Source organism: Lysinibacillus sp. UBA5990 (assembly GCF_002429815.1).
Lineage (GTDB): Bacteria > Bacillota > Bacilli > Bacillales_A > Planococcaceae > Lysinibacillus > Lysinibacillus fusiformis.
In genome coordinates this window covers 1,671,844-1,689,140 of the sequence record NZ_DJAY01000015.1, presented here as the reverse complement: position 1 = coordinate 1,689,140, position 17,297 = coordinate 1,671,844, and the positions used below count along the sequence as shown (strand labels likewise).

General features: G+C 36.2%; 25 protein-coding genes. 17 read left to right on the top strand and 8 right to left on the bottom strand.

The genetic code is table 11. The annotated features are described in order from the left end of the window. The first annotated feature begins 14 nt into the window (after positions 1 to 14). Positions 15 to 641, top strand: coding sequence for a nitroreductase family protein (locus B3D94_RS21075; protein WP_069481663.1), 627 nt, complete (start codon positions 15 to 17; stop codon positions 639 to 641). 102 nt (positions 642 to 743) lie between these two features. Here B3D94_RS21075 and B3D94_RS21070 read toward each other — a convergent pair whose 3' ends face one another. Further along, a complete protein-coding gene (locus B3D94_RS21070; protein ID WP_069481662.1) occupies positions 744 to 1,244 on the bottom strand; it encodes an Rrf2 family transcriptional regulator in 501 nt (166 codons plus the stop codon). 322 nt (positions 1,245 to 1,566) lie between these two features. On the opposite strand from B3D94_RS21070, the gene B3D94_RS21065 reads away from it, so the two are divergent. The 6 genes from B3D94_RS21065 (at position 1,567) to B3D94_RS21040 (ending at position 5,229) form a co-directional block, all read left to right on the top strand. Continuing rightward, entirely contained in the window at positions 1,567 to 2,004 is a 438-nt protein-coding gene (locus tag B3D94_RS21065) for a carboxymuconolactone decarboxylase family protein (protein ID WP_069481661.1), read from the top strand. 526 nt (positions 2,005 to 2,530) lie between these two features. Then, positions 2,531 to 2,752 carry a transcriptional regulator gene (locus tag B3D94_RS21060; RefSeq protein ID WP_291760220.1) on the top strand — a complete coding sequence of 74 codons (222 nt, stop codon included), beginning with the start codon at positions 2,531 to 2,533 and terminating at the stop codon, positions 2,750 to 2,752. Next, positions 2,749 to 4,008 carry a DNA polymerase thumb domain-containing protein gene (locus tag B3D94_RS21055; RefSeq protein WP_291760217.1) on the top strand — a complete coding sequence of 420 codons (1,260 nt, stop codon included), beginning with the start codon at positions 2,749 to 2,751 and terminating at the stop codon, positions 4,006 to 4,008. The genes B3D94_RS21060 and B3D94_RS21055 overlap by 4 nt, the downstream gene beginning before the upstream one ends. A gap of 10 nt (positions 4,009 to 4,018) precedes the next feature. Further along, a complete protein-coding gene (locus B3D94_RS21050; RefSeq protein WP_291760214.1) occupies positions 4,019 to 4,357 on the top strand; it encodes a YolD-like family protein in 339 nt (112 codons plus the stop codon). Beyond that, positions 4,350 to 4,691: an aconitate hydratase gene (locus B3D94_RS21045; RefSeq protein ID WP_291760211.1), complete on the top strand. Its 342-nt coding sequence runs from the start codon at positions 4,350 to 4,352 to the stop codon at positions 4,689 to 4,691. Before B3D94_RS21050 ends, B3D94_RS21045 begins: the two co-directional genes overlap by 8 nt. 64 nt (positions 4,692 to 4,755) lie before the next feature. Beyond that, positions 4,756 to 5,229: a GNAT family N-acetyltransferase gene (locus B3D94_RS21040; RefSeq protein ID WP_069481657.1), complete on the top strand. Its 474-nt coding sequence runs from the start codon at positions 4,756 to 4,758 to the stop codon at positions 5,227 to 5,229. 48 nt (positions 5,230 to 5,277) lie between these two features. Here the strand turns inward: B3D94_RS21040 and B3D94_RS21035 are convergent, their stop codons facing one another. Beyond that, positions 5,278 to 6,225, bottom strand: coding sequence for a helix-turn-helix transcriptional regulator (locus B3D94_RS21035; RefSeq protein ID WP_069481656.1), 948 nt, complete (start codon positions 6,223 to 6,225; stop codon positions 5,278 to 5,280). A gap of 207 nt (positions 6,226 to 6,432) precedes the next feature. On the opposite strand from B3D94_RS21035, the gene B3D94_RS21030 reads away from it, so the two are divergent. Further along, positions 6,433 to 7,515, top strand: coding sequence for a DNA alkylation repair protein (locus B3D94_RS21030; RefSeq protein ID WP_291760206.1), 1,083 nt, complete (start codon positions 6,433 to 6,435; stop codon positions 7,513 to 7,515). A 112-nt stretch (positions 7,516 to 7,627) separates the two neighbouring features. On the opposite strand, the gene B3D94_RS21025 is transcribed toward B3D94_RS21030, so the two are convergent. After that, positions 7,628 to 7,828: a hypothetical protein gene (locus B3D94_RS21025; RefSeq protein WP_069481654.1), complete on the bottom strand. Its 201-nt coding sequence runs from the start codon at positions 7,826 to 7,828 to the stop codon at positions 7,628 to 7,630. Between the two features lie 177 nt (positions 7,829 to 8,005). On the opposite strand from B3D94_RS21025, the gene B3D94_RS21020 reads away from it, so the two are divergent. Then, complete coding sequence (locus B3D94_RS21020; protein ID WP_193832258.1) at positions 8,006 to 8,374, top strand: DUF6713 family protein; 369 nt, start codon at positions 8,006 to 8,008, stop codon at positions 8,372 to 8,374. A gap of 112 nt (positions 8,375 to 8,486) precedes the next feature. Here the strand turns inward: B3D94_RS21020 and B3D94_RS21015 are convergent, their stop codons facing one another. The 3 genes from B3D94_RS21015 to B3D94_RS21005 all read right to left on the bottom strand — a co-directional run bounded on the left by B3D94_RS21015 (position 8,487) and on the right by B3D94_RS21005 (position 9,992). Continuing rightward, positions 8,487 to 8,828 (bottom strand): ATPase, encoded by a 342-nt coding sequence (locus tag B3D94_RS21015; protein ID WP_069481652.1) that lies wholly within the window; start codon positions 8,826 to 8,828, stop codon positions 8,487 to 8,489. 227 nt (positions 8,829 to 9,055) lie between these two features. After that, complete coding sequence (locus tag B3D94_RS21010; protein ID WP_232540606.1) at positions 9,056 to 9,268, bottom strand: RNA polymerase subunit sigma; 213 nt, start codon at positions 9,266 to 9,268, stop codon at positions 9,056 to 9,058. Between the two features lie 214 nt (positions 9,269 to 9,482). After that, positions 9,483 to 9,992: a DUF3231 family protein gene (locus tag B3D94_RS21005; protein ID WP_069481650.1), complete on the bottom strand. Its 510-nt coding sequence runs from the start codon at positions 9,990 to 9,992 to the stop codon at positions 9,483 to 9,485. Between the two features lie 325 nt (positions 9,993 to 10,317). Here B3D94_RS21005 and B3D94_RS21000 point away from each other — a divergent pair, with 325 nt between their 5' ends. The 7 genes from B3D94_RS21000 to B3D94_RS20970 all read left to right on the top strand — a co-directional run bounded on the left by B3D94_RS21000 (position 10,318) and on the right by B3D94_RS20970 (position 14,733). Then, positions 10,318 to 10,452 (top strand): hypothetical protein, encoded by a 135-nt coding sequence (locus B3D94_RS21000; protein WP_269781038.1) that lies wholly within the window; start codon positions 10,318 to 10,320, stop codon positions 10,450 to 10,452. Between the two features lie 56 nt (positions 10,453 to 10,508). Then, the gene (locus B3D94_RS20995; RefSeq protein ID WP_069481649.1) at positions 10,509 to 11,354 is read left to right on the top strand and encodes an MBL fold metallo-hydrolase; all 846 of its coding nucleotides are present in this window, start codon (positions 10,509 to 10,511) and stop codon (positions 11,352 to 11,354) included. A gap of 314 nt (positions 11,355 to 11,668) precedes the next feature. Further along, a complete protein-coding gene (locus B3D94_RS20990; protein WP_069481648.1) occupies positions 11,669 to 12,145 on the top strand; it encodes a sigma-70 family RNA polymerase sigma factor in 477 nt (158 codons plus the stop codon). 2 nt (positions 12,146 to 12,147) lie between these two features. Then, positions 12,148 to 13,128: an anti-sigma factor gene (locus B3D94_RS20985; RefSeq protein WP_069481647.1), complete on the top strand. Its 981-nt coding sequence runs from the start codon at positions 12,148 to 12,150 to the stop codon at positions 13,126 to 13,128. After that, positions 13,110 to 13,397, top strand: coding sequence for a hypothetical protein (locus tag B3D94_RS20980; protein ID WP_069481646.1), 288 nt, complete (start codon positions 13,110 to 13,112; stop codon positions 13,395 to 13,397). Before B3D94_RS20985 ends, B3D94_RS20980 begins: the two co-directional genes overlap by 19 nt. Before the next feature lie 206 nt (positions 13,398 to 13,603). Next, positions 13,604 to 13,762 carry a hypothetical protein gene (locus B3D94_RS20975; RefSeq protein WP_193832252.1) on the top strand — a complete coding sequence of 53 codons (159 nt, stop codon included), beginning with the start codon at positions 13,604 to 13,606 and terminating at the stop codon, positions 13,760 to 13,762. A 248-nt stretch (positions 13,763 to 14,010) separates the two neighbouring features. Then, positions 14,011 to 14,733 (top strand): SDR family NAD(P)-dependent oxidoreductase, encoded by a 723-nt coding sequence (locus B3D94_RS20970; RefSeq protein ID WP_069481645.1) that lies wholly within the window; start codon positions 14,011 to 14,013, stop codon positions 14,731 to 14,733. A gap of 403 nt (positions 14,734 to 15,136) precedes the next feature. Here B3D94_RS20970 and B3D94_RS20965 read toward each other — a convergent pair whose 3' ends face one another. Both B3D94_RS20965 and B3D94_RS20960 read right to left on the bottom strand, forming a co-directional pair. Then, complete coding sequence (locus B3D94_RS20965) at positions 15,137 to 15,244, bottom strand: YjcZ family sporulation protein (RefSeq protein WP_083244692.1); 108 nt, start codon at positions 15,242 to 15,244, stop codon at positions 15,137 to 15,139. A gap of 618 nt (positions 15,245 to 15,862) precedes the next feature. After that, positions 15,863 to 16,066, bottom strand: coding sequence for a hypothetical protein (locus B3D94_RS20960; RefSeq protein ID WP_193832251.1), 204 nt, complete (start codon positions 16,064 to 16,066; stop codon positions 15,863 to 15,865). A gap of 281 nt (positions 16,067 to 16,347) precedes the next feature. On the opposite strand from B3D94_RS20960, the gene B3D94_RS20955 reads away from it, so the two are divergent. Continuing rightward, on the top strand, positions 16,348 to 17,229 hold the full coding sequence (locus tag B3D94_RS20955; protein WP_291760191.1) for a cation diffusion facilitator family transporter: 882 nt from the start codon (positions 16,348 to 16,350) through the stop codon (positions 17,227 to 17,229). The last annotated feature ends 68 nt before the right edge of the window (positions 17,230 to 17,297 follow it).

The window sequence follows — 17,297 nt, the reverse complement described above, 5'->3', positions numbered from 1 at the left end:
AAGAGGGAAATCATATGCTATCAACTTCAACACTAAAACAAATTATGCAGGAGCGTAAATCTGTTCGTAAATACAATGCGAATACTAAAATATCTCGTGAAACAATCATGCAGCTACTACAAGATGCTATTTCAGCGCCTTCTTCGAGCAATATGCAGCCATGGCGATTTATCGTCATTGATGATAAGGAAATCCAAAAGAATATTAATTTCTTTTCATTTAATCAAGAGCAGATCGAAACAGCCTCTGCTATTATTGCTGTCATTGGAGATATGGAGATGTATGTAAATGCTGAGGAAATCTATGCAAAAAATGTGGAGTTAGGCTATATGCCAGAAGAGATTGCGAAAAAACTGGCTCAGGACGCATTAACAATGTATGGGTCAGCTTCGACAAAAACATTAGAGAACATCGTCCATTTTGATGCTGGCTTAATAACGATGCAAATTATGTTATTAGCGAAAGAAATGGGTTATGATACAGTTCCGATGGGTGGGTTTGATAAAGCTAAGTTTGCGGAATACATGAAATTACCTGCAAATGAAATACCTATTTTATTATTAGCAATTGGTGAAGCGGCGGCACCTGCTTACGGTTCTTCACGTCTTCCAATAGATCGCCTTGTAAGGTTTAATCAATAATTTTTAGGCAGTTCGCTCATTGCGGGATGAGTAAATAAAGCAAAAACAAAGCACAGTCGCTAAGAGGCTGTGCTTTGTTTCGGTATGTGTACTTGTTTTGATTTAATTATTTTTCTTGTGGAAGAATTCTTTTGCCATTGCTATACGTTCACTTGGCAATGTACGATTAAGCTCTTCTTCTAACCATGCAATTGTTTTACCTCGTAAATAGTTCCGCATTTGCTCTTCAGCTTCTAACATCACTATATTAATGGTGCAATTGGATGTACCTGATGCACAGGAATCACAATTTCCAGTTTGGTTTGCAAAATTTGCTTTGATGTTCTTACATTGAAATATGGGACTTTCACCCTCTACAGCTTTTACAACATCCCAAAAAGAAATATCTTCAGGCTTTTTACTAAGCTTATATCCTCCTTTAACACCAGATACTGAACTGACAATCCCGGCTTTAGATAGCTTACCTAATACTTTTGATAAATATGTTTCTGATAGCCCTTGAAATTCTGATAAATCCTTAATTCCAATACTTTCTTCTGGTGGTACATCTATTAAATAGACAAGGCTGTGTAATGCGTACTCTACCATGACACTATATTTCATTTATTCACCTACTTCTAATCCCTTTAGAAAACTTACATGTACCTTGTATATTATCATACCTCAAAAATACTTCATCTAAATTAAATCAATTTGACAAAAATTAAAAACAGGCATATATTAAAGACATTAGTAATCAACGATTAGATTAATCGACGATTATGATTGTCTTTAATTTCTTGTAGGGAGGCAGTGTGGTAAGTAAATTTAATCGGAACAAATAATTTTCAAATTCTTCATGCCCAAGAATGGCGTGATTGAATAAGAATGAATTTTACTAAACGATCATCAATCAAGGAATTTAATTGAATCGGAGGAATGTAACATGGAACAACGTATGGATTATTATCATATTGCACCTGATGCCATGCAGATCATGATGGAAATGGAGAAATACACGAAAAAGAATGGTATCGATAGAAAACTTCGTGAGCTAATTAAAATCCGTGCTTCACAAATAAATGGATGTGCCTTCTGTATAAACATGCATACTGCTGATGCAAAAAAAATGGGGGAAACTGAACAGCGTCTATTCTGCATAAGTGCTTGGAGAGAATGTACATTCTATTCAGAAGAAGAAAAGGTCGCTTTAGAGTTAACCGAACACATTACTTTAGTGTCTGAAATGCGTGTACCAGATGATTTATATAAACGAGTTCGTAATTATTATACAGAGAAGGAATATGTAGATTTAGTCATTCTAATTAACCAAATCAACAGCTGGAATAGAATCTCGATTGCTATGGGCAACTTCGCAGAATAATATAAAGGATTTGTTCTAAATGAATCAATAGTAGGTAGAAATGTTGATAAACCAGCATTTCTGCTTTTTTATTTCATTGGAAATCAGCTTTCTCGATATGATCTAATGAATTGATGGTTAATTCATTTTCCACGTCACATTTTTCATGTTTACGTTGAGCAAACATGGTGAGCTCCAATGGCTGTTTCATCTCCAATATTAATATCACTTCAGCAAATTTCCATTATACTTCCGCGTTTTTCTGTAATTTCATCTTTAAATAAGTGGTAAACCCTATCGTACACATGAAAATGAATGTTAAAATTTAGTTTATTTTTTTCCCGTTTTTTGTTTCCAAAAATTTCATCTTGCCAAAAAACAAACGTTTGTTCTAATATGTATACAAACAAATGTTCTTACATATGATAAGTGAAGGGAAATCCATTCATTAAATTGGATAAAGTTGGGTTCACTGAAGCTGTTACTAGTTGTAGGAATGGAAACTAAAGGTACACCAAAATTTTGAGAGATAGTGGAGGAAACTACGATGAGAGAGCAACTGATTAAAGCTATGCAGCGCAATCAATTAGTGGACATTATGTATATAGCCAAAAATGGTTCCGTCACAAAAAGATGTGTAAGAGTCATTAAAATTGTTGGCGATTCATTTCAAGCATTTTGTTTTACGAGGCAAGCAAAGCGTTCCTTTATCATCAGAAATGTTCTCGCGGTTACTCCTGTTTTCCGAAAAGAGCGTGAGGTTGTATGAACTATGAGGAAATGCCGAATAAACCTATTATGTGTATAGATATGAAGTGCTTTTATGCCAGCTGTATCGCTATGCTACATGGGATTGATATTTTAGAAACACCTGTCGCTGTAGTAGCCAATTTCGACCAACCAGGCAGTGTAGTCCTTGCTGCATCACCATTGATGAAGGAAAAATATAAAATCAAGACTGGCAGCAGACGTTACGAAATTCCGAAACATCCCGATATCCAATTATTTGAACCTAAAATGTCCTTTTTTATACAGATGTCGATGACTATTACTAGGCTCATCGCTAATTATGTTCCTGTGGATGCCATACATGTTTACAGTGTAGATGAAAGCTTTGTCGATTTAACAGGTACTGAAAAGCTTTGGGGATCACCTGAAAAAGCAGCTCGAGAAATACAGGCCGCCATTTTGGATCAATATAATGTACCAAGTGCTGTTGGCTTAGGTCCCAATATGCTAATGGCTAAATTGGCATTGGACCTTGAAGCAAAGAAAACGGGTTTTGCTCAATGGACGTACGATGATATACCAAAAAAGCTTTGGCCAGTAAGACCTTTATCCGAAATGTGGGGAATCGGCAAACAGATGGAAGCCAACCTAAATAAGATGGGGATTCAAACAGTTGGTGGGTTAGCCAATGCAGATTTGAATGATTTAGAAGAGCAATTTGGTGTTATAGGCAATCAGCTATATCATCATGCATGGGGAATTGATCTATCAAAGCTAGGAGAACCGTTAATTACCAATGGAGCATTAAGTTTTGGAAAGGGTCAAATGTTAATGAGAGATTATCATACACGAAAAGATCTATCGGTAGTGCTTTTAGAAATGTGTGAGGATGTCATGAAGCGAGCGAGAGATGCTGGTTTTGTTGGTCGTACAATTAGCCTGGGTCTTTCATATAGTCGAAATGCGATGACCAAAGGGTTTCATCGATCTAGAACGATTGATACACCAACAAATGAAACACTTGTCATGTATAAAACGTGCATAGAATTGCTGGATGAACACTTTGCGGGAGAACCGGCAAGGCAGTTATCGGTAAGAATATCCAATCTTGAGAGGGAGCATAGTATCCAATTGGATTTATTTGATGAAAGAAAACCACAACGGCAGCTCATTGGACCTACGATGGATGCCATACGCAACAGGTTTGGAGCAACAGCATTGTTACGAGCGGTTTCGTTTACTGGAGCAGGGACAGCCATCAAGCGTGATCGCTTAGTTGGTGGTCATTTGGCATAGGAGTGATTGAATGATAAAAGACAGAGGTAATATAAAATGGGCATCTATGATGATGCCGGAGCATTTGGATCTACTAAGGGAATGCAAAGAAGTCTATACAGCGCAACCAAGAGAGCTGACAGAGTGGGAATTGGAAGAGTTACAGCAAACAATCGATACAGCCTATCATCAACGGCAAGATGTTCAATTAAATGTTTGGAACGATGGAAAAATCATGTATTGGACGGGAATCATTCATGCCATCAACCTATCTACAAGCGAACTGTTACTTGAAACACTACTGACAACGAGACGTGTTCCAATCCAGCATATCCAATCAGCTCAACTAGAAGCTGATTATTATGATTAAAGCGGAACAACGCCAGCTATTACACAAGTATTTATTGTTGGAATTAGCTGTAAAATCAGTACAGCATGATTACCAATTTGCTGAACAATTTAAAATGAAAATCGTGTTTGTACCTTTAATGGATGCATTATTAAAAGATTTACGCCAAGAGTATTTTGATCTCAAAAGGCAGCTTAACCAGCAACATATACGAGTGGTAGGCTGGCATCGTGTGGATGAATATTTTAGCGATGTCCAAATTGCAACGGCAGGTAATGATGTAGTCCTCCGCTATGCTAACCAGGCTTTGAAGACACAGGTGGAAAAGCTCGTCCTCCGTTATCTCGATAAATGATTGGTTTTCAAAATGAGTCATAAGTTACAATATACCAAAAGGGATATTTTGGGGGAAGATAACTGTGAGCATTTCTATTTGTACAGCTACTAGCAATGATTATTATGCCGTGAATAGCCTTGTGAGAGAAGGGCACGAAGAGCATGTTATAGAAGAACCAGCCATTTTTAAAAGCGTTGAATCGGTTATGCCTGAATCTTATTTTAAAGACTTACTTGAAGATCAAAACAGTCATATTTTTATCGCCAAGAACGATGAATTAGTTGTAGGATTTGCAATAATTAGCATTGAACATTCGCCTTCATTTCAATCTTTAGTACGACGTAAATATGGCTATATTCATGATTTTGGTGTGAGAAAGGCTCTACAAAATCAAGGTGTTGGAGGATTATTATTTACAGGTTGTAAGGAATGGGCAAAAGCAAGGGGAGCTACATCTATAGAATTAAATGTTTGGGAGTTTAATGCCAATGCAATTGCATTTTACGAACATATAGGAATGAAGGGGATAAGTAGAAAAATGAACATGAATATTTGAAGCTACGGCAAAAAAGATAAAACCAGGTGCTCACTGTGAACCTGGTTTTTATTCTTCATTGTATTGCTTCATAAGTTCCTGTAGCTTGCTTTTAATTTGCTCCCGTACTATTGGGGGATGTTTTACATTGGCCTCCGTGCCTAAGCCTAGAAAAAAATGGACTAACCACGGTGTAAAGGAAGAGTTCACTTTTACGAGTATCTTCCCGTATCCATTCTCACGAAGCTCCATCCACTGGGATAACCATAGTTCTGATTGACAACGTCTTACTCCTTCTGGTGTTAACTCAACCTCAAGATCTAACATATGTTCTTCATTCGCTGGCACGATCCACGACTTGATGTGCTCATTTGTCATGTCCAATTTCAGGCTTTGATCTTCAGCTAAAGAAAAATCTTTCACCCGATCTATGCGAAATACTCGATAATCCTCTGCTAGGAAACAATAAGCCTGACAGTACCAAAGCCCATTCATCGTATAGATCCCAAGAGGTTGAATAGTTCTATTTTTAGTAGTGGCCGCTTCATACAAAATTGTGACAACATGCTGTTCAAGTGCAGCCTCCAGTAATTCCTTTAAAAAGGGCACTTTTAATTCATGCGGAGGCACCCAAAATAAAAGACGTTGCTGCATACTTTCAATCTTTTGCTTTAGCTCACTTGATAAAAAGTAGAAAAATTTATCCAATGCCGTATTTACTTCATTTTTGAAGGGGAGAGCTTTGTAATTATGTAATGATTGGCAAGCAAAGAACAATGCAATTGCCTCGTGTTCGGTAAAGCTGATAGGTGGTAGCACTTTTTCATGCAAAACACGATAACCACCATTAGGCCCAACTTCGGAATAAAGCGGTACACCTAGTTCACTCAGTTCCATTAAATCACGAATCATTGTTCGGCGTGAAACACCACATTCTTCAGCCATCTCCTGAATGGTAAACTTTTTACGTTCATTGACCTTCATCATGAGCTGAATAAGTCTTTGCGCCTTGTGCATCAAAAGCTCCTCCTCATTAAAAAACTAAATTAATAGTGACAGTAGTTGTCACCATTATCCGGTATAGTAAAACTTGAAGTCAATGTTTATGAACTTTTAATAAAAAGTACATTGACCACATCATGAAGAGCATAAAAGGAGAAAAAATGGCACAAGACAAACACAACTTTGAAGTGGAAGTGATGTTAACGAAAAGGGGGATGGGTCATGGCTGACACATTTGAGGGTAAATATACAACAGATTTTTTCCATCAATTTATAACTATATTACAGGCTGAATACCCTGCCTTTGATTCACATAAGTTCATGAATTTAATCTATGATGACGATTGGGAAATGAAAAAATTCAAACAGCGTATTAGGCATATCAGTACTTCTTTACGGACAACTTTGCCGACATCCTACTGTGAGGCATTATCAATATTGATGAAAATTGCACCAAAGTGTAAGGGAGTGGAATATTTATTTTTACCTGATTTTGTAGAAGTAAATGGACTAGATGATTGGCAAACTTCCATTCATGGATTAGAAGTGTTTACGGAATTCTCCAGCGCAGAGTTTGCTGTTCGGCCTTTTATTTCAAAGGACCCTCAAAAGATGATGGATCAAATGTTAGAGTGGGCGAGCCATTCTAATCCTCATATTAGACGATTAGCTAGTGAGGGGTGTCGCCCTAGGTTACCTTGGGCATCGGCATTGGAAATATACAAATTGGACCCGTCACCAATCTTACCGATATTGAACCTGCTCAAACAGGATCCATCTGTCTATGTACAGAAAAGTGTCGCTAATAATGTAAATGATATTTCCAAGGACCATCCCGAACTAGTGAAACGCCTTGCGCGTGAATGGCACGGAGAGAGTTCAATAACAGATTGGATTATTAAGCATGGATGTCGAGGTTTATTGAGAAAAGGAGATGCTGAGGTACTTTTCTTGTTCGGCTTTGACAACTCTCCAGATGTAACAATCCATGAGTTAGCGCTAGGAAAAGATAGGTTGGCGATTGGACAAACCCTTGATTTTGCATTTACAGTTCAGACTAATTCTACAGCACCACAGAAGCTCCGTATCGAATATGCGATAGATTTTGTCAAAGCAAATGGAACGACTTCAAGGAAGTTATTCAAAGTAACGGAACGCACCTTCGAAAAAGAGAGTCACCAATATACACGGAATCACCATTTTCAAGATTTAACAACCCGAAAGCATTATCCAGGTCGACATAAGCTAGCGGTAATAATAAATGGAAAGGAGCTAGCTACAACAGAATTTTGCGTTGAACGCTAAAGTAACCATACTGGTTGGATGAGCGACTTTAATGAAAGTATTGAAGAGACATATAGGAGGCTAATAAACCACTTAAGGGTCACTGAGATGGGAGTGACCCCATTTAACTAGATTATTTAAAAAATTGTGGCTTTTCTACTTTAATAGAGGCTACTTCTCCGCAGTCTTTACAAAAGTTAAAAATAAACGGGGAGCCAACTGAAAAGACAGAATCAATAGGTCTAACATTACCTTGATTAAAATCGCCACCAACTTGTCCAATCGTAAAAGAATTACTACCACAGGACTTGCAAACTAACTTTGTATCCTCCACGCCATCACCTCGTTATGTAATATATGTAAATTGTATCATAAAAAGGGTAATTTGACATTCTAGCTCATAGTTCAACATTATTCACAACTTTATATCGACATATTTTAGAGGATTTACTTGGAATTTGAAAAATGGTTTTATAGTAACATAGGGTGTATAAAGATGAGGAGGTTTTATATGCCTGATTTATTGCTAATCCTTTTTTTATTAAACCTGTCTATATTTCTTTTGCATGAAATGGATGCGATAAGGCGCTCGGAGTGGCGATTATTTATCGTATTAAAAGATATGGAAGATTCAAAGGCTTATCAAGTTTTCACAGTCATTCATCTTTTTCTTTATGTCATTATTCTTTCCTTATTATTCAGTCCCTATCAAACAATAACTTTTTGGGTTCTGGATATATTCTTTATCATACATACAATCCTACACCTATTATTTGAAAGACATCCTCGAAATGGATTTAAAAACTCGTTTTCAAGAGCTATCATTTATCCGATGGGAATTCTTGCAGCCATCCACTTATATTTTTTAATAAATGTTTAGTCACATCTTTTAAGGCATTAAATTTAAATGGAGACTATCCTTTGGTACAAAGGAAAAAATGAAAAGCCCTATACTATACTAATGTATAAGGCTTTTCAGCATGAACTAAAATCTAGAAAATCTGTGTTAATTCCGAATTTACAAACCGTTGGGCAGCAATGATAGTACCTGAAGCTGTGCGTCCATAAACGCTATATATTCCGCCATTTTGATTGGGAACAATTTCAACTTCATACTGAGGCGAACTTCCAACACCTGGAGTTACAAAAGTAGAACCATTCGCAACTGCCGCAAAAGGTGTAGTGGACAATAATTGTCTCGAACCGTTTAGTCTAAAAACTCTTACTACGCCAGTTAGCAAACCTCCAGTGAGATTAAGAACTTTAACACGAACACTACTTGCATTAGCTGGTTGATTTCCTGTGTTTTCAATTGGACCAGTAGTTAAAGGCATGTATTCACCTCCTTGCAACTAGAAAATATATAATCTGCAGATTACCTTTATATAATATGTAGCTCCTTGTTAAATCTCTAGTTGTATTCATCATTCATCTTTGATTAAGAAATAGGTGGGTAGATTAGTAGAAGATTTATCAATATTTAAATCAAAATAACTAATGTGAAAAGGGTAATGAAGAGGAGACTATACATAGAAAAAAAGCTGATTAGATATGATTCTAATCAGCTTCTATTTTTAGCTTTTTCTGTGTCATCTTTTTTACTTCTAAGTAGCAATGCCATAAATATAAAACTCGCTACCCAAAAGGAAAAGAATAAATTTTCGAGCAAAGCCCAATTATCATTTATGAAATAGTCCCATATCATAGTAATTAAAAATAATGTTACAAGGAAAGCAAAATACAGTAATTTTCCTAATGTGGTCAACCGAAACACCTCTTATGTAAATTATAATGGTGTACTACTCATCACTCTAAGGAGGCTGCGACGGTCAACTAGCGCCACAGCCTTAATCAGTGCGTGCGATACACTCTATCATAGTGTGTGTCATTTGTGATTACTTATACATAAAAAAAACTAGCTGTAACGTCGTCACACGCTACAGCCTATAATACATTTATATTCCTCGATTCGGGGAATAGAGTTAATTTTATTTTTCTGGGTAATTCACATGTAATGGTGGTGGAACAAGCCAGCCTTTATTTTTATTCAAGCGTAAAAGTTTAGCACCAAGTTGAGCCTTTGCCATATGGAATTGACCATACATTAAAGCGATATCTTCTCGTGTAGAAGTACCCATAGCTTGGCTACATGCAACTAATCCAGCAGCAACGTCAGCGGTAAGTGCAGCACTTATTTCCGGATCATTAAACTTTGCGCCCGGTGGAATATCTTCCAATCTTGCTACAGGTCTTTCAGGTGAAGCTGGAGGTAAAGCAATCCCATTTGTTTTTAAAATCTTTTCTAATTGCTTTACTTCTTCTTTACATGTTTCGACGATATCTTCAATGATTTTTTTTAGATCTTCATCTCCAGCGTGATTATAAAACGTTTGATAGCCAGAAATCATACCATAGTCTACAATTAAACTTGACCAAACACTAAATACTTCACCGTAATGCAATGGTTCATCTTTTGGATTTCCACCAAGAATACCCATACTTTCACTTCCTTTTCTGGTTTTCACCTTTTTTTATCCAAGAGTAGTATGAGTGAAAAGGGAAATGGAATACCCATTTTTAAAAAATTATTTGAGGTATCAATTTTTGTTATACCAGTATCTAGCCGACAAGAAAATTTATTGCATTCACTAATAGAAGCCACAGCGATCGGAATCACTGCAGCTCTTTAAGTAGTGAGACACTACGCAGTTTTATATTGGCTGTTTATTGTCAAATTATACGTTATATTTATATGAAAACATAAAATTAAAAGTATAGAATGTCACCAGAAGGATAAGTTAAAACTTATTGGAGGTGAATGAATTGACAAAAGAAAAGCAAAAGAATGAATTAGAGCAAGAGGAAATCGGAATGGAATTGAATCCAGAAGAACTCGAAATAAAAGAAGAAAAAGAGCAAAAAAAAGAACAGCCATTTCCTAATATAGAAAAGAAGTAAGAGATGAAGCCACAATCCTCGGGTTGTGGCTTCATTTATAAAGAAAGAGGGTTTATATGGACAAAGATTTAAATTATGGTGGTGACTATAAATTTATTCCGGCAACTTCTATAGGGAGTGGCGTTGGTCTAGAAGTAGTGCCTGATTTATATCAATATACTATTCAAATTGTGAATATTGTACTTTATGGTGACCCAAATACAAAAGAATTTGTGCTCATTGATGCAGGAATGCCCAAAAGCGCAGAGGAGATAATTTCAGTAGTTGAGGAACGTTTTGGTCCCAATGCTCGGCCTAAAGCGATTATTCTGACGCATGGGCATTTTGATCATGTGGGAGGAATTATCGAACTAATAAACCGATGGAATGTCCCTGTCTACGCCCATGCTTTGGAAATGCCCTATTTAACTGGAACAGAAAGCTATCCAGAAGCTGACCCTGCTGTAAGTAGCGGGTTGGTGGCAAAAATGTCGCCTCTTTTTCCAAACAAAGCCATTAATTTAGGGGAGAACATTCAAGCAATTCCTTCAGATGGTAGTGTACCATTTATGCAAGATTTCCAATGGATTCACACTCCTGGGCATACTCCCGGTCATATATCATTATATCGCGAAAAGGATAAAGCTCTTATTGTTGGAGATGCATTTGTGACTGTCAAACAAGAATCCCTTTATAAAGTTATTACACAGACAAAGGAAATTAGTGGTCCACCTAGATATTTAACAACGAATTGGCAAGCTGCTCGAAAGTCTGTTGAAAAATTAGAAGCATTAAAACCCTCTGTTGCGATCACGGGTCATGGATTACCAATGGAAGGTAAAGAATTGACAAGAGAATTAAAAAAACTTGTAGATAATTTTGAACAAATTGCTCTCCCAAAACAAGGTAAATATCTTCATTAATTTATGTTTGAGAAACGTAGCGTTGTCTTGTCACATTAAATAGCTCGGGATTAGCTATGTCTTTTATGAACATTGAAGAAGTTTGTAAGGCACTGTTTTGCTATACAGATAATTTGACTGTCTGGCAATAGTGTTTCTAAGTAAACTGACTGATTTCTAAAATAGATAAAACGGCAAAATCCATTTATTATGTATGGATATTTGCCGTTTTTTGATGTGTTACCACTTTTTTGAAGTAAACATTTAAAATAATTTTAAATTATTTGCAACCTTTTGTGGCCTTTATACGAGGATAGGTTGAAAGGTGGGAAGAGATGGAACTTGAAACAATATATATCACCTATATGAATGATATATATCGCTATTTATATTCACTTACGAAAAATCATAGTGCAGCGGAGGATTTGCTTCAGGACACATTTACAAAAGCGCATATTACCCTTCTTGGCCAAGAAATTCAAGACATCAAACCTTGGCTTTTTAAAGTAGCTTACTATACATATATCGACAGTACACGAAAAGAGAAGCGGTATGTAACTTCCGATAAAATTGAACAAATTTATTCCAATACACCGGAGCAAATCATAGTCGAACAAGATGCTTATTTGAAATTAATCAACCTACTAGAACAAATTAAACCAATCGAAAAGCAAATTATTTTGTTATGTGATGTACATGACTGTACAAATGAGCAAGCTGCAAACATCTTGCAATTAAATGTGAATACGGTGAAAAGTCATTTAGCGCGAGGTCGCAAAAAACTGCGCGCACTAATTATAAGGGAGGAATAAAGGTGGATTCTTATAAACAATTATTACAGCAAGCAAAGAATAGTGAAAAAGGGGAGGCACCTTCAACAAATGTTATAAAAAAAGCCATTGCATCATCTAAGTGGAAACTGATTGTAACAACACTGACAATTGCCCTTTTAATTGTCCCAACTTGTTATATGCTAACTTTTTTGTACTATGCTTTTGGTACAAAGTCTACAACCTTAATGGATGTGACAAGTCAGACTCTTTATGTAACGGAACCGAATACGACATTGGAGGAACTTGAATTTGATATGGAATTCTCGCTCTTTTCAATGGGATTATCATTTGAGCAATACAAGCAAATTGGTGACGAGGTCTACCCCGTGAAGCATTATGATACACGCTATATGTTAAATAATTTAGTGGGAAAGAAGATTACTTCAAAACTTGAAAAATCATATCCAAAATATCCAACTGAAACGAATCAATGGTTAGTACATCCTAATAATCGAGGAGAATTTAATACAATTGAGGAGCAAACAAAATTAAAAGGGTTACCCAATGAAACCGTTGTAGAAGCGTATCTTTCTTTCAATGATTTATATACAGTAGATCAAGTTGTTCAGCAAATGCCAAATGTAGATGTTACATGGGCAGCAATCTATACAGGAGTAGAGGACACCATGCTAAGTGCAAATGGGAATGTTGTATCGCCTATTGGCTATCCTGTACAACCTGATCAAACAAATTGGTCGCCATTTAAAGGTGCTACTTCTCATGAACAAACTTTTTTATCCATCTTAAATTTTCTAGTTGATTATGAGGAGACGGCTACTGCTGTTTCCGCTCATAAAAATCTGGACCTAAAAGAGAGAATCCATTATTTAAAACAGCATGATATGAAAACATATGGGGTTGTCGTTACAGGGCCAAAAGCTGAGGTTGAACAACTACAAAGTCTAACAATGATTAAGCATATGAGACTAGGGGAGGTTAAATTATGGAATTGGGTGCGTTAAAAAAGATTATTTTCAACGTTTTTGGATGGGCTAGTGTTAGCACTGGCCTATGGACGCTTATCATGGTTAATAGTTGGATTATCGTTGGCTATGGTGCTCCATTTACAAGTAAAAATTTCATTACCTTGACAATCGTTTTTGGGTTCATTGCGATCCTTTCGAGACCCAGTCGTTCTCTAGGCAAGTGGGGACTCTTTATTGGTGGCTATCTTATTTTGTTTATGACAGTTCTATTTTTTGTTGGCTGGTCTATTACTCCATTTCCTTAATACAAGCAAGCATGGCCATAACCTATGCGTTGTAAGATTTTTGAAGCATAATATGTATAGGTAATAAAGTATAGATACGAGTTTTTTATAAGTCGACAGTTGGAATGTCATGTCAGCCTATGTAATCAAAAATAGCGAAAGTAATTGTCAGAAAATATCAATATATTCTATAATGAGTAAAAAAATAGAGAATAAGAGGTGGACTTATGGGTAAACCAGTAGATTACAATCTATTTCCAGGTTATCAAAACACACAAGATTCTAGACTTGATGAAAGAAAAGAAGAATATATGGAAGTATTAGAAAAAGCAAAAATAGATGGGTATATACTAGAATTTGAAAAATCCTCTGAATTACCCCAATAACTATGTTTAAAACGCAATCCAATACAAGGAAGCCAGACGCTCTGCGGAGTACCTGGTTTTTTTATTTTTAAGCTTTATTGCCAAGCCATTATTAATAACGACTCATCGAACAAGTATAGGCTATCTCCGTGTTCATATTTCATACATATTGTTTTTAATGTTGATGACCCAAGTCTAGCTCAAAATGGACTTAATGTTAAAGTTACTATAATCTACTAATTAATGCTGGTATTGAAAGGATGGTAAAAATGAGTAAAAATATTATTGTATTCGGAGCAAGTCAGGGGTTAGGCGACGCTTTTGTAAAAGGCTTACCCGTGAAGGGGGATACTGTATGGGTAGTTTCACGTACACGACCTAAAAGTTTAGATATCAATGATGGCGTAAATCGTCAATGGCTTTCCATTGATTTGTCTAGCCAACAACAAATACCGTCATTAAAAGAACAATTAAAAGATATCGCTATAGATGTATTAATTTATAATGTTGGGGTTTGGGAAAAGCGTGGCTTCGAGGATGATTATTCATTTGATAGAGATGAAGTCGAGGATATTTCAAATTTAATCAATATCAATCTAACATCCACTATTACATATATTCAGGCACTTTTACCAAATTTAAGACAAGCGAAACATGGAAAAGTTATTTTAATTGGTTCAACGGCAGGGTTAGACCATACAAACAATGCACAGGTTTCATTTGTCACATCTAAATTCGGTTTACGAGGCATTACAAATGCTTTACGTGAACATTTAAGAGAAGACAAAATTTCTGTCACTTGTATTAATCCTGGGGAGCTAGCAGCAGAAGTCCCTTATGAGGAAGGAGCAGAAAAGGCCATTCAATTATATGAAGGTACACGTATCCCTGTCCAAGATATTGTAGCTATTGTGCAATGTGTGGTTAATTTATCACCCGCTTCATGTGTCAAGGAAATTAATGTCCCTGCCATAACAGATGTAAATGCTTGATGTTCCCGTATTGGTGTTAGAAGCTTTGATTGTACATGTGTGAATTAATAAGGGCCACAAAGAGGATTGTGACCCTTTACACAATAAGTGGTATTAGTAGTTATGAACATTAGAGGCGAACAATATCATCAGAGAAGTGTCGGATTTTTTTAATATTTAGATATAAGGCTTATCTCGACAATATTAAACTAAATGATGATTTAGAGCCATAACCTTTACCTTAATCTCCTTCGCCCATTCTCTAATTGTTCATGAATAGAGGTTCATATGAAAATGTGAAAATATTGTGTTGGGAGAAGGGGAATAGATTTTTAGTCTGGTGATTTGGGATAGATAAATGGCTTTAAAATGGCTATCTATCATTACGATTTGTTCCTATAAAGGACAAATGAGTAATGGGAGATTAATATAAAACTGAAGCGCCGACAATAATTAATAGAATAAATAGAACAACAACTAGAACGAATGTTGAACCGTAACCGCTGCCGTTATTGCCTCCGTAATAACTCATAAAGTATCCCTCCTTTCTCTCTATATGTATAGTATGTATCGTTAGAGGAAGTTTAAAGGTATTTATCCAGACGTATAGGGAAAAGAGCTTGAGCAGATGAATCATTTGCTAGATGGGGTAAGCGATATGTGAAAGAAAAAATCAATAGAAAAGGGTTGATTTAGCCCTTCACACAAAAAAGTAACCAAAAAGAATACATCTTAATGGTTACTTGAAAGGTTATGTAAAATGCCCCGTCTTGGTTTTAGTAGAACGAATGCGACATAAAGAAGGACAGACAACCTGTCTTCTGTAAACAAAAGCCATCGAGAAGAAACATTCTCGACGGCTTTTATCATGTTGTCTCCATATTTACTTTGTGAATGCCTAAATAGAGGCTGGATAAATAAGCGAAAAATAAATAGTGATCTTGGGGAACTGATAGGACAACTGTTAACATTTTTAGTCGTGTATGGTCCACCTATTTTATCACCCCAAAAGTTGATTGAAACGAAGGGAGTCGGACCCTGCCCGTGCTCCGTAGAGAAAATTTTTGTGGCTTTGAATTGTGCTTGATGCTTCGCTTTTAGAATTGAGTGATACCCCATATTCAATCATTTACCTCATAAGATCCTTCCATCAGAACTTTTCAGGTTTCGCTACCTTGAATGATGCCACTTCACCACAATTTTTACAAAATGACAAAATAAGTGGGGAGCCTGAAGCCATAAAAGAGCCTATAGGTCTGACATTACTATCAGTGGATAATTTCCCATGACCAAGTTGACCGGTTGCAAAAGAATCTTTCCCACAAGCCTTGCAGACTAATTTTTCATTGTCCATCTCATCACCTCACGATGCAGTATATGTAAATTCAAGCATAAAAAACTGCAACAATTTCTAGTTGTAAGAGGAGATCCATACGAAGAAAGTTAGGGGTAAAAATAATATATTGAAATAAATGTTGGAGTGGCCGAATACTACTTCTTTAGGAAATGAATTTTTCCTATAAACAACTCTTTTATATCCCTTCCACTTATGTAGGCTTAGGCAAAAAGGTTGCTGTAGACCCACTCGGGGTGGGGCTGTTATTATAAAAAAGTACGTAAGTGGGAGGTAATGAATTGGAAGAAGAAAAATACAATAATCTTAAATTAGGTGAACGTGGTGCCATGATAAGTATTATTGCTTATATAATTTTGTCCGTAGTAAAAGTTGGTATTGGCTACATGAGTGGGTCAGAAGCTTTAAAGGCGGATGGGCTAAATAATACGACTGATATTATTGCCTCAATTGCAGTACTTATAGGTCTGAAGCTTTCACAAAAACCTGCCGATCATGATCATCGATATGGCCATTGGAAAAGTGAAACCATTGCCTCTATGGTAGCTTCGTTTATTATGATGGCAGTAGGTATTCAAGTATTATTTGGTGCATGTACTTCCATTTTTCAAGGTGGAAAAGAATCACCTGACATTTTCGCAGCGTATATAGGACTTGGATCAGCATTGGTCATGTATTTTGTATATCGTTATAACAAAAAATTGGCTGACAAGATAAATAGTAAAGCCGTTATGGCCGCTGCCAAAGACAACTTATCAGATGCATGGGTAAGTATTGGAACAGCAGTAGGGATATTTGGATCACAATTACATATGCCATGGTTAGATACAGTAACAGCTATTATTGTAGGTTTTTTAATTTGTAAAACCGCTTGGGATATTTTCAAAGAAGCTTCTCATGAACTATCTGACGGATTTGATGAGCAAATACTTCAAAACTACAAAAATATTATTTTAAAGTTAGACGGTGTCATTGGTATTAAAGAAATTAGAGGCAGAAATTATGGCAACAATGAAGTCATCGATGTTGTCATTCTAGTCAATGCAAATTTAGATATTACAGAGGCTCATGATGTAGCTTGTCATGTTGAAGATAAAATGATACATGAGCAGGGCGTATATGAAGTTCATGTTCATGTGGAACCCAATGAAGAAAAACGATAAAAAGGATTAGGAACTCAATGAATTTGAGTCCTAATCTTTTTTTACTTTGTCAAAAGCTTTTCTCTATT

Coding starts and splice junctions, on each gene's coding strand:
- B3D94_RS21050 (WP_291760214.1), top strand. CDS start 4,019: ATGATAAAAGACAGAGGTAATATAAAATGGGCATCTATGATGATGCCG.
- B3D94_RS21055 (WP_291760217.1), top strand. CDS start 2,749: ATGAACTATGAGGAAATGCCGAATAAACCTATTATGTGTATAGATATG.
- B3D94_RS21005 (WP_069481650.1), bottom strand. CDS start 9,992: ATGGGTATTCTTGGTGGAAATCCAAAAGATGAACCATTGCATTACGGT.
- B3D94_RS21020 (WP_193832258.1), top strand. CDS start 8,006: ATGCCTGATTTATTGCTAATCCTTTTTTTATTAAACCTGTCTATATTT.
- B3D94_RS21015 (WP_069481652.1), bottom strand. CDS start 8,828: ATGCCTTTAACTACTGGTCCAATTGAAAACACAGGAAATCAACCAGCT.
- B3D94_RS21075 (WP_069481663.1), top strand. CDS start 15: ATGCTATCAACTTCAACACTAAAACAAATTATGCAGGAGCGTAAATCT.
- B3D94_RS20980 (WP_069481646.1), top strand. CDS start 13,110: ATGGAATTGGGTGCGTTAAAAAAGATTATTTTCAACGTTTTTGGATGG.
- B3D94_RS20970 (WP_069481645.1), top strand. CDS start 14,011: ATGAGTAAAAATATTATTGTATTCGGAGCAAGTCAGGGGTTAGGCGAC.
- B3D94_RS21030 (WP_291760206.1), top strand. CDS start 6,433: ATGGCTGACACATTTGAGGGTAAATATACAACAGATTTTTTCCATCAA.
- B3D94_RS20965 (WP_083244692.1), bottom strand. CDS start 15,244: ATGAGTTATTACGGAGGCAATAACGGCAGCGGTTACGGTTCAACATTC.
- B3D94_RS21070 (WP_069481662.1), bottom strand. CDS start 1,244: ATGAAATATAGTGTCATGGTAGAGTACGCATTACACAGCCTTGTCTAT.
- B3D94_RS20995 (WP_069481649.1), top strand. CDS start 10,509: ATGGACAAAGATTTAAATTATGGTGGTGACTATAAATTTATTCCGGCA.
- B3D94_RS20960 (WP_193832251.1), bottom strand. CDS start 16,066: ATGGACAATGAAAAATTAGTCTGCAAGGCTTGTGGGAAAGATTCTTTT.
- B3D94_RS21065 (WP_069481661.1), top strand. CDS start 1,567: ATGGAACAACGTATGGATTATTATCATATTGCACCTGATGCCATGCAG.
- B3D94_RS20990 (WP_069481648.1), top strand. CDS start 11,669: ATGGAACTTGAAACAATATATATCACCTATATGAATGATATATATCGC.
- B3D94_RS21035 (WP_069481656.1), bottom strand. CDS start 6,225: ATGCACAAGGCGCAAAGACTTATTCAGCTCATGATGAAGGTCAATGAA.
- B3D94_RS20975 (WP_193832252.1), top strand. CDS start 13,604: ATGGGTAAACCAGTAGATTACAATCTATTTCCAGGTTATCAAAACACA.
- B3D94_RS21045 (WP_291760211.1), top strand. CDS start 4,350: ATGATTAAAGCGGAACAACGCCAGCTATTACACAAGTATTTATTGTTG.
- B3D94_RS21060 (WP_291760220.1), top strand. CDS start 2,531: ATGAGAGAGCAACTGATTAAAGCTATGCAGCGCAATCAATTAGTGGAC.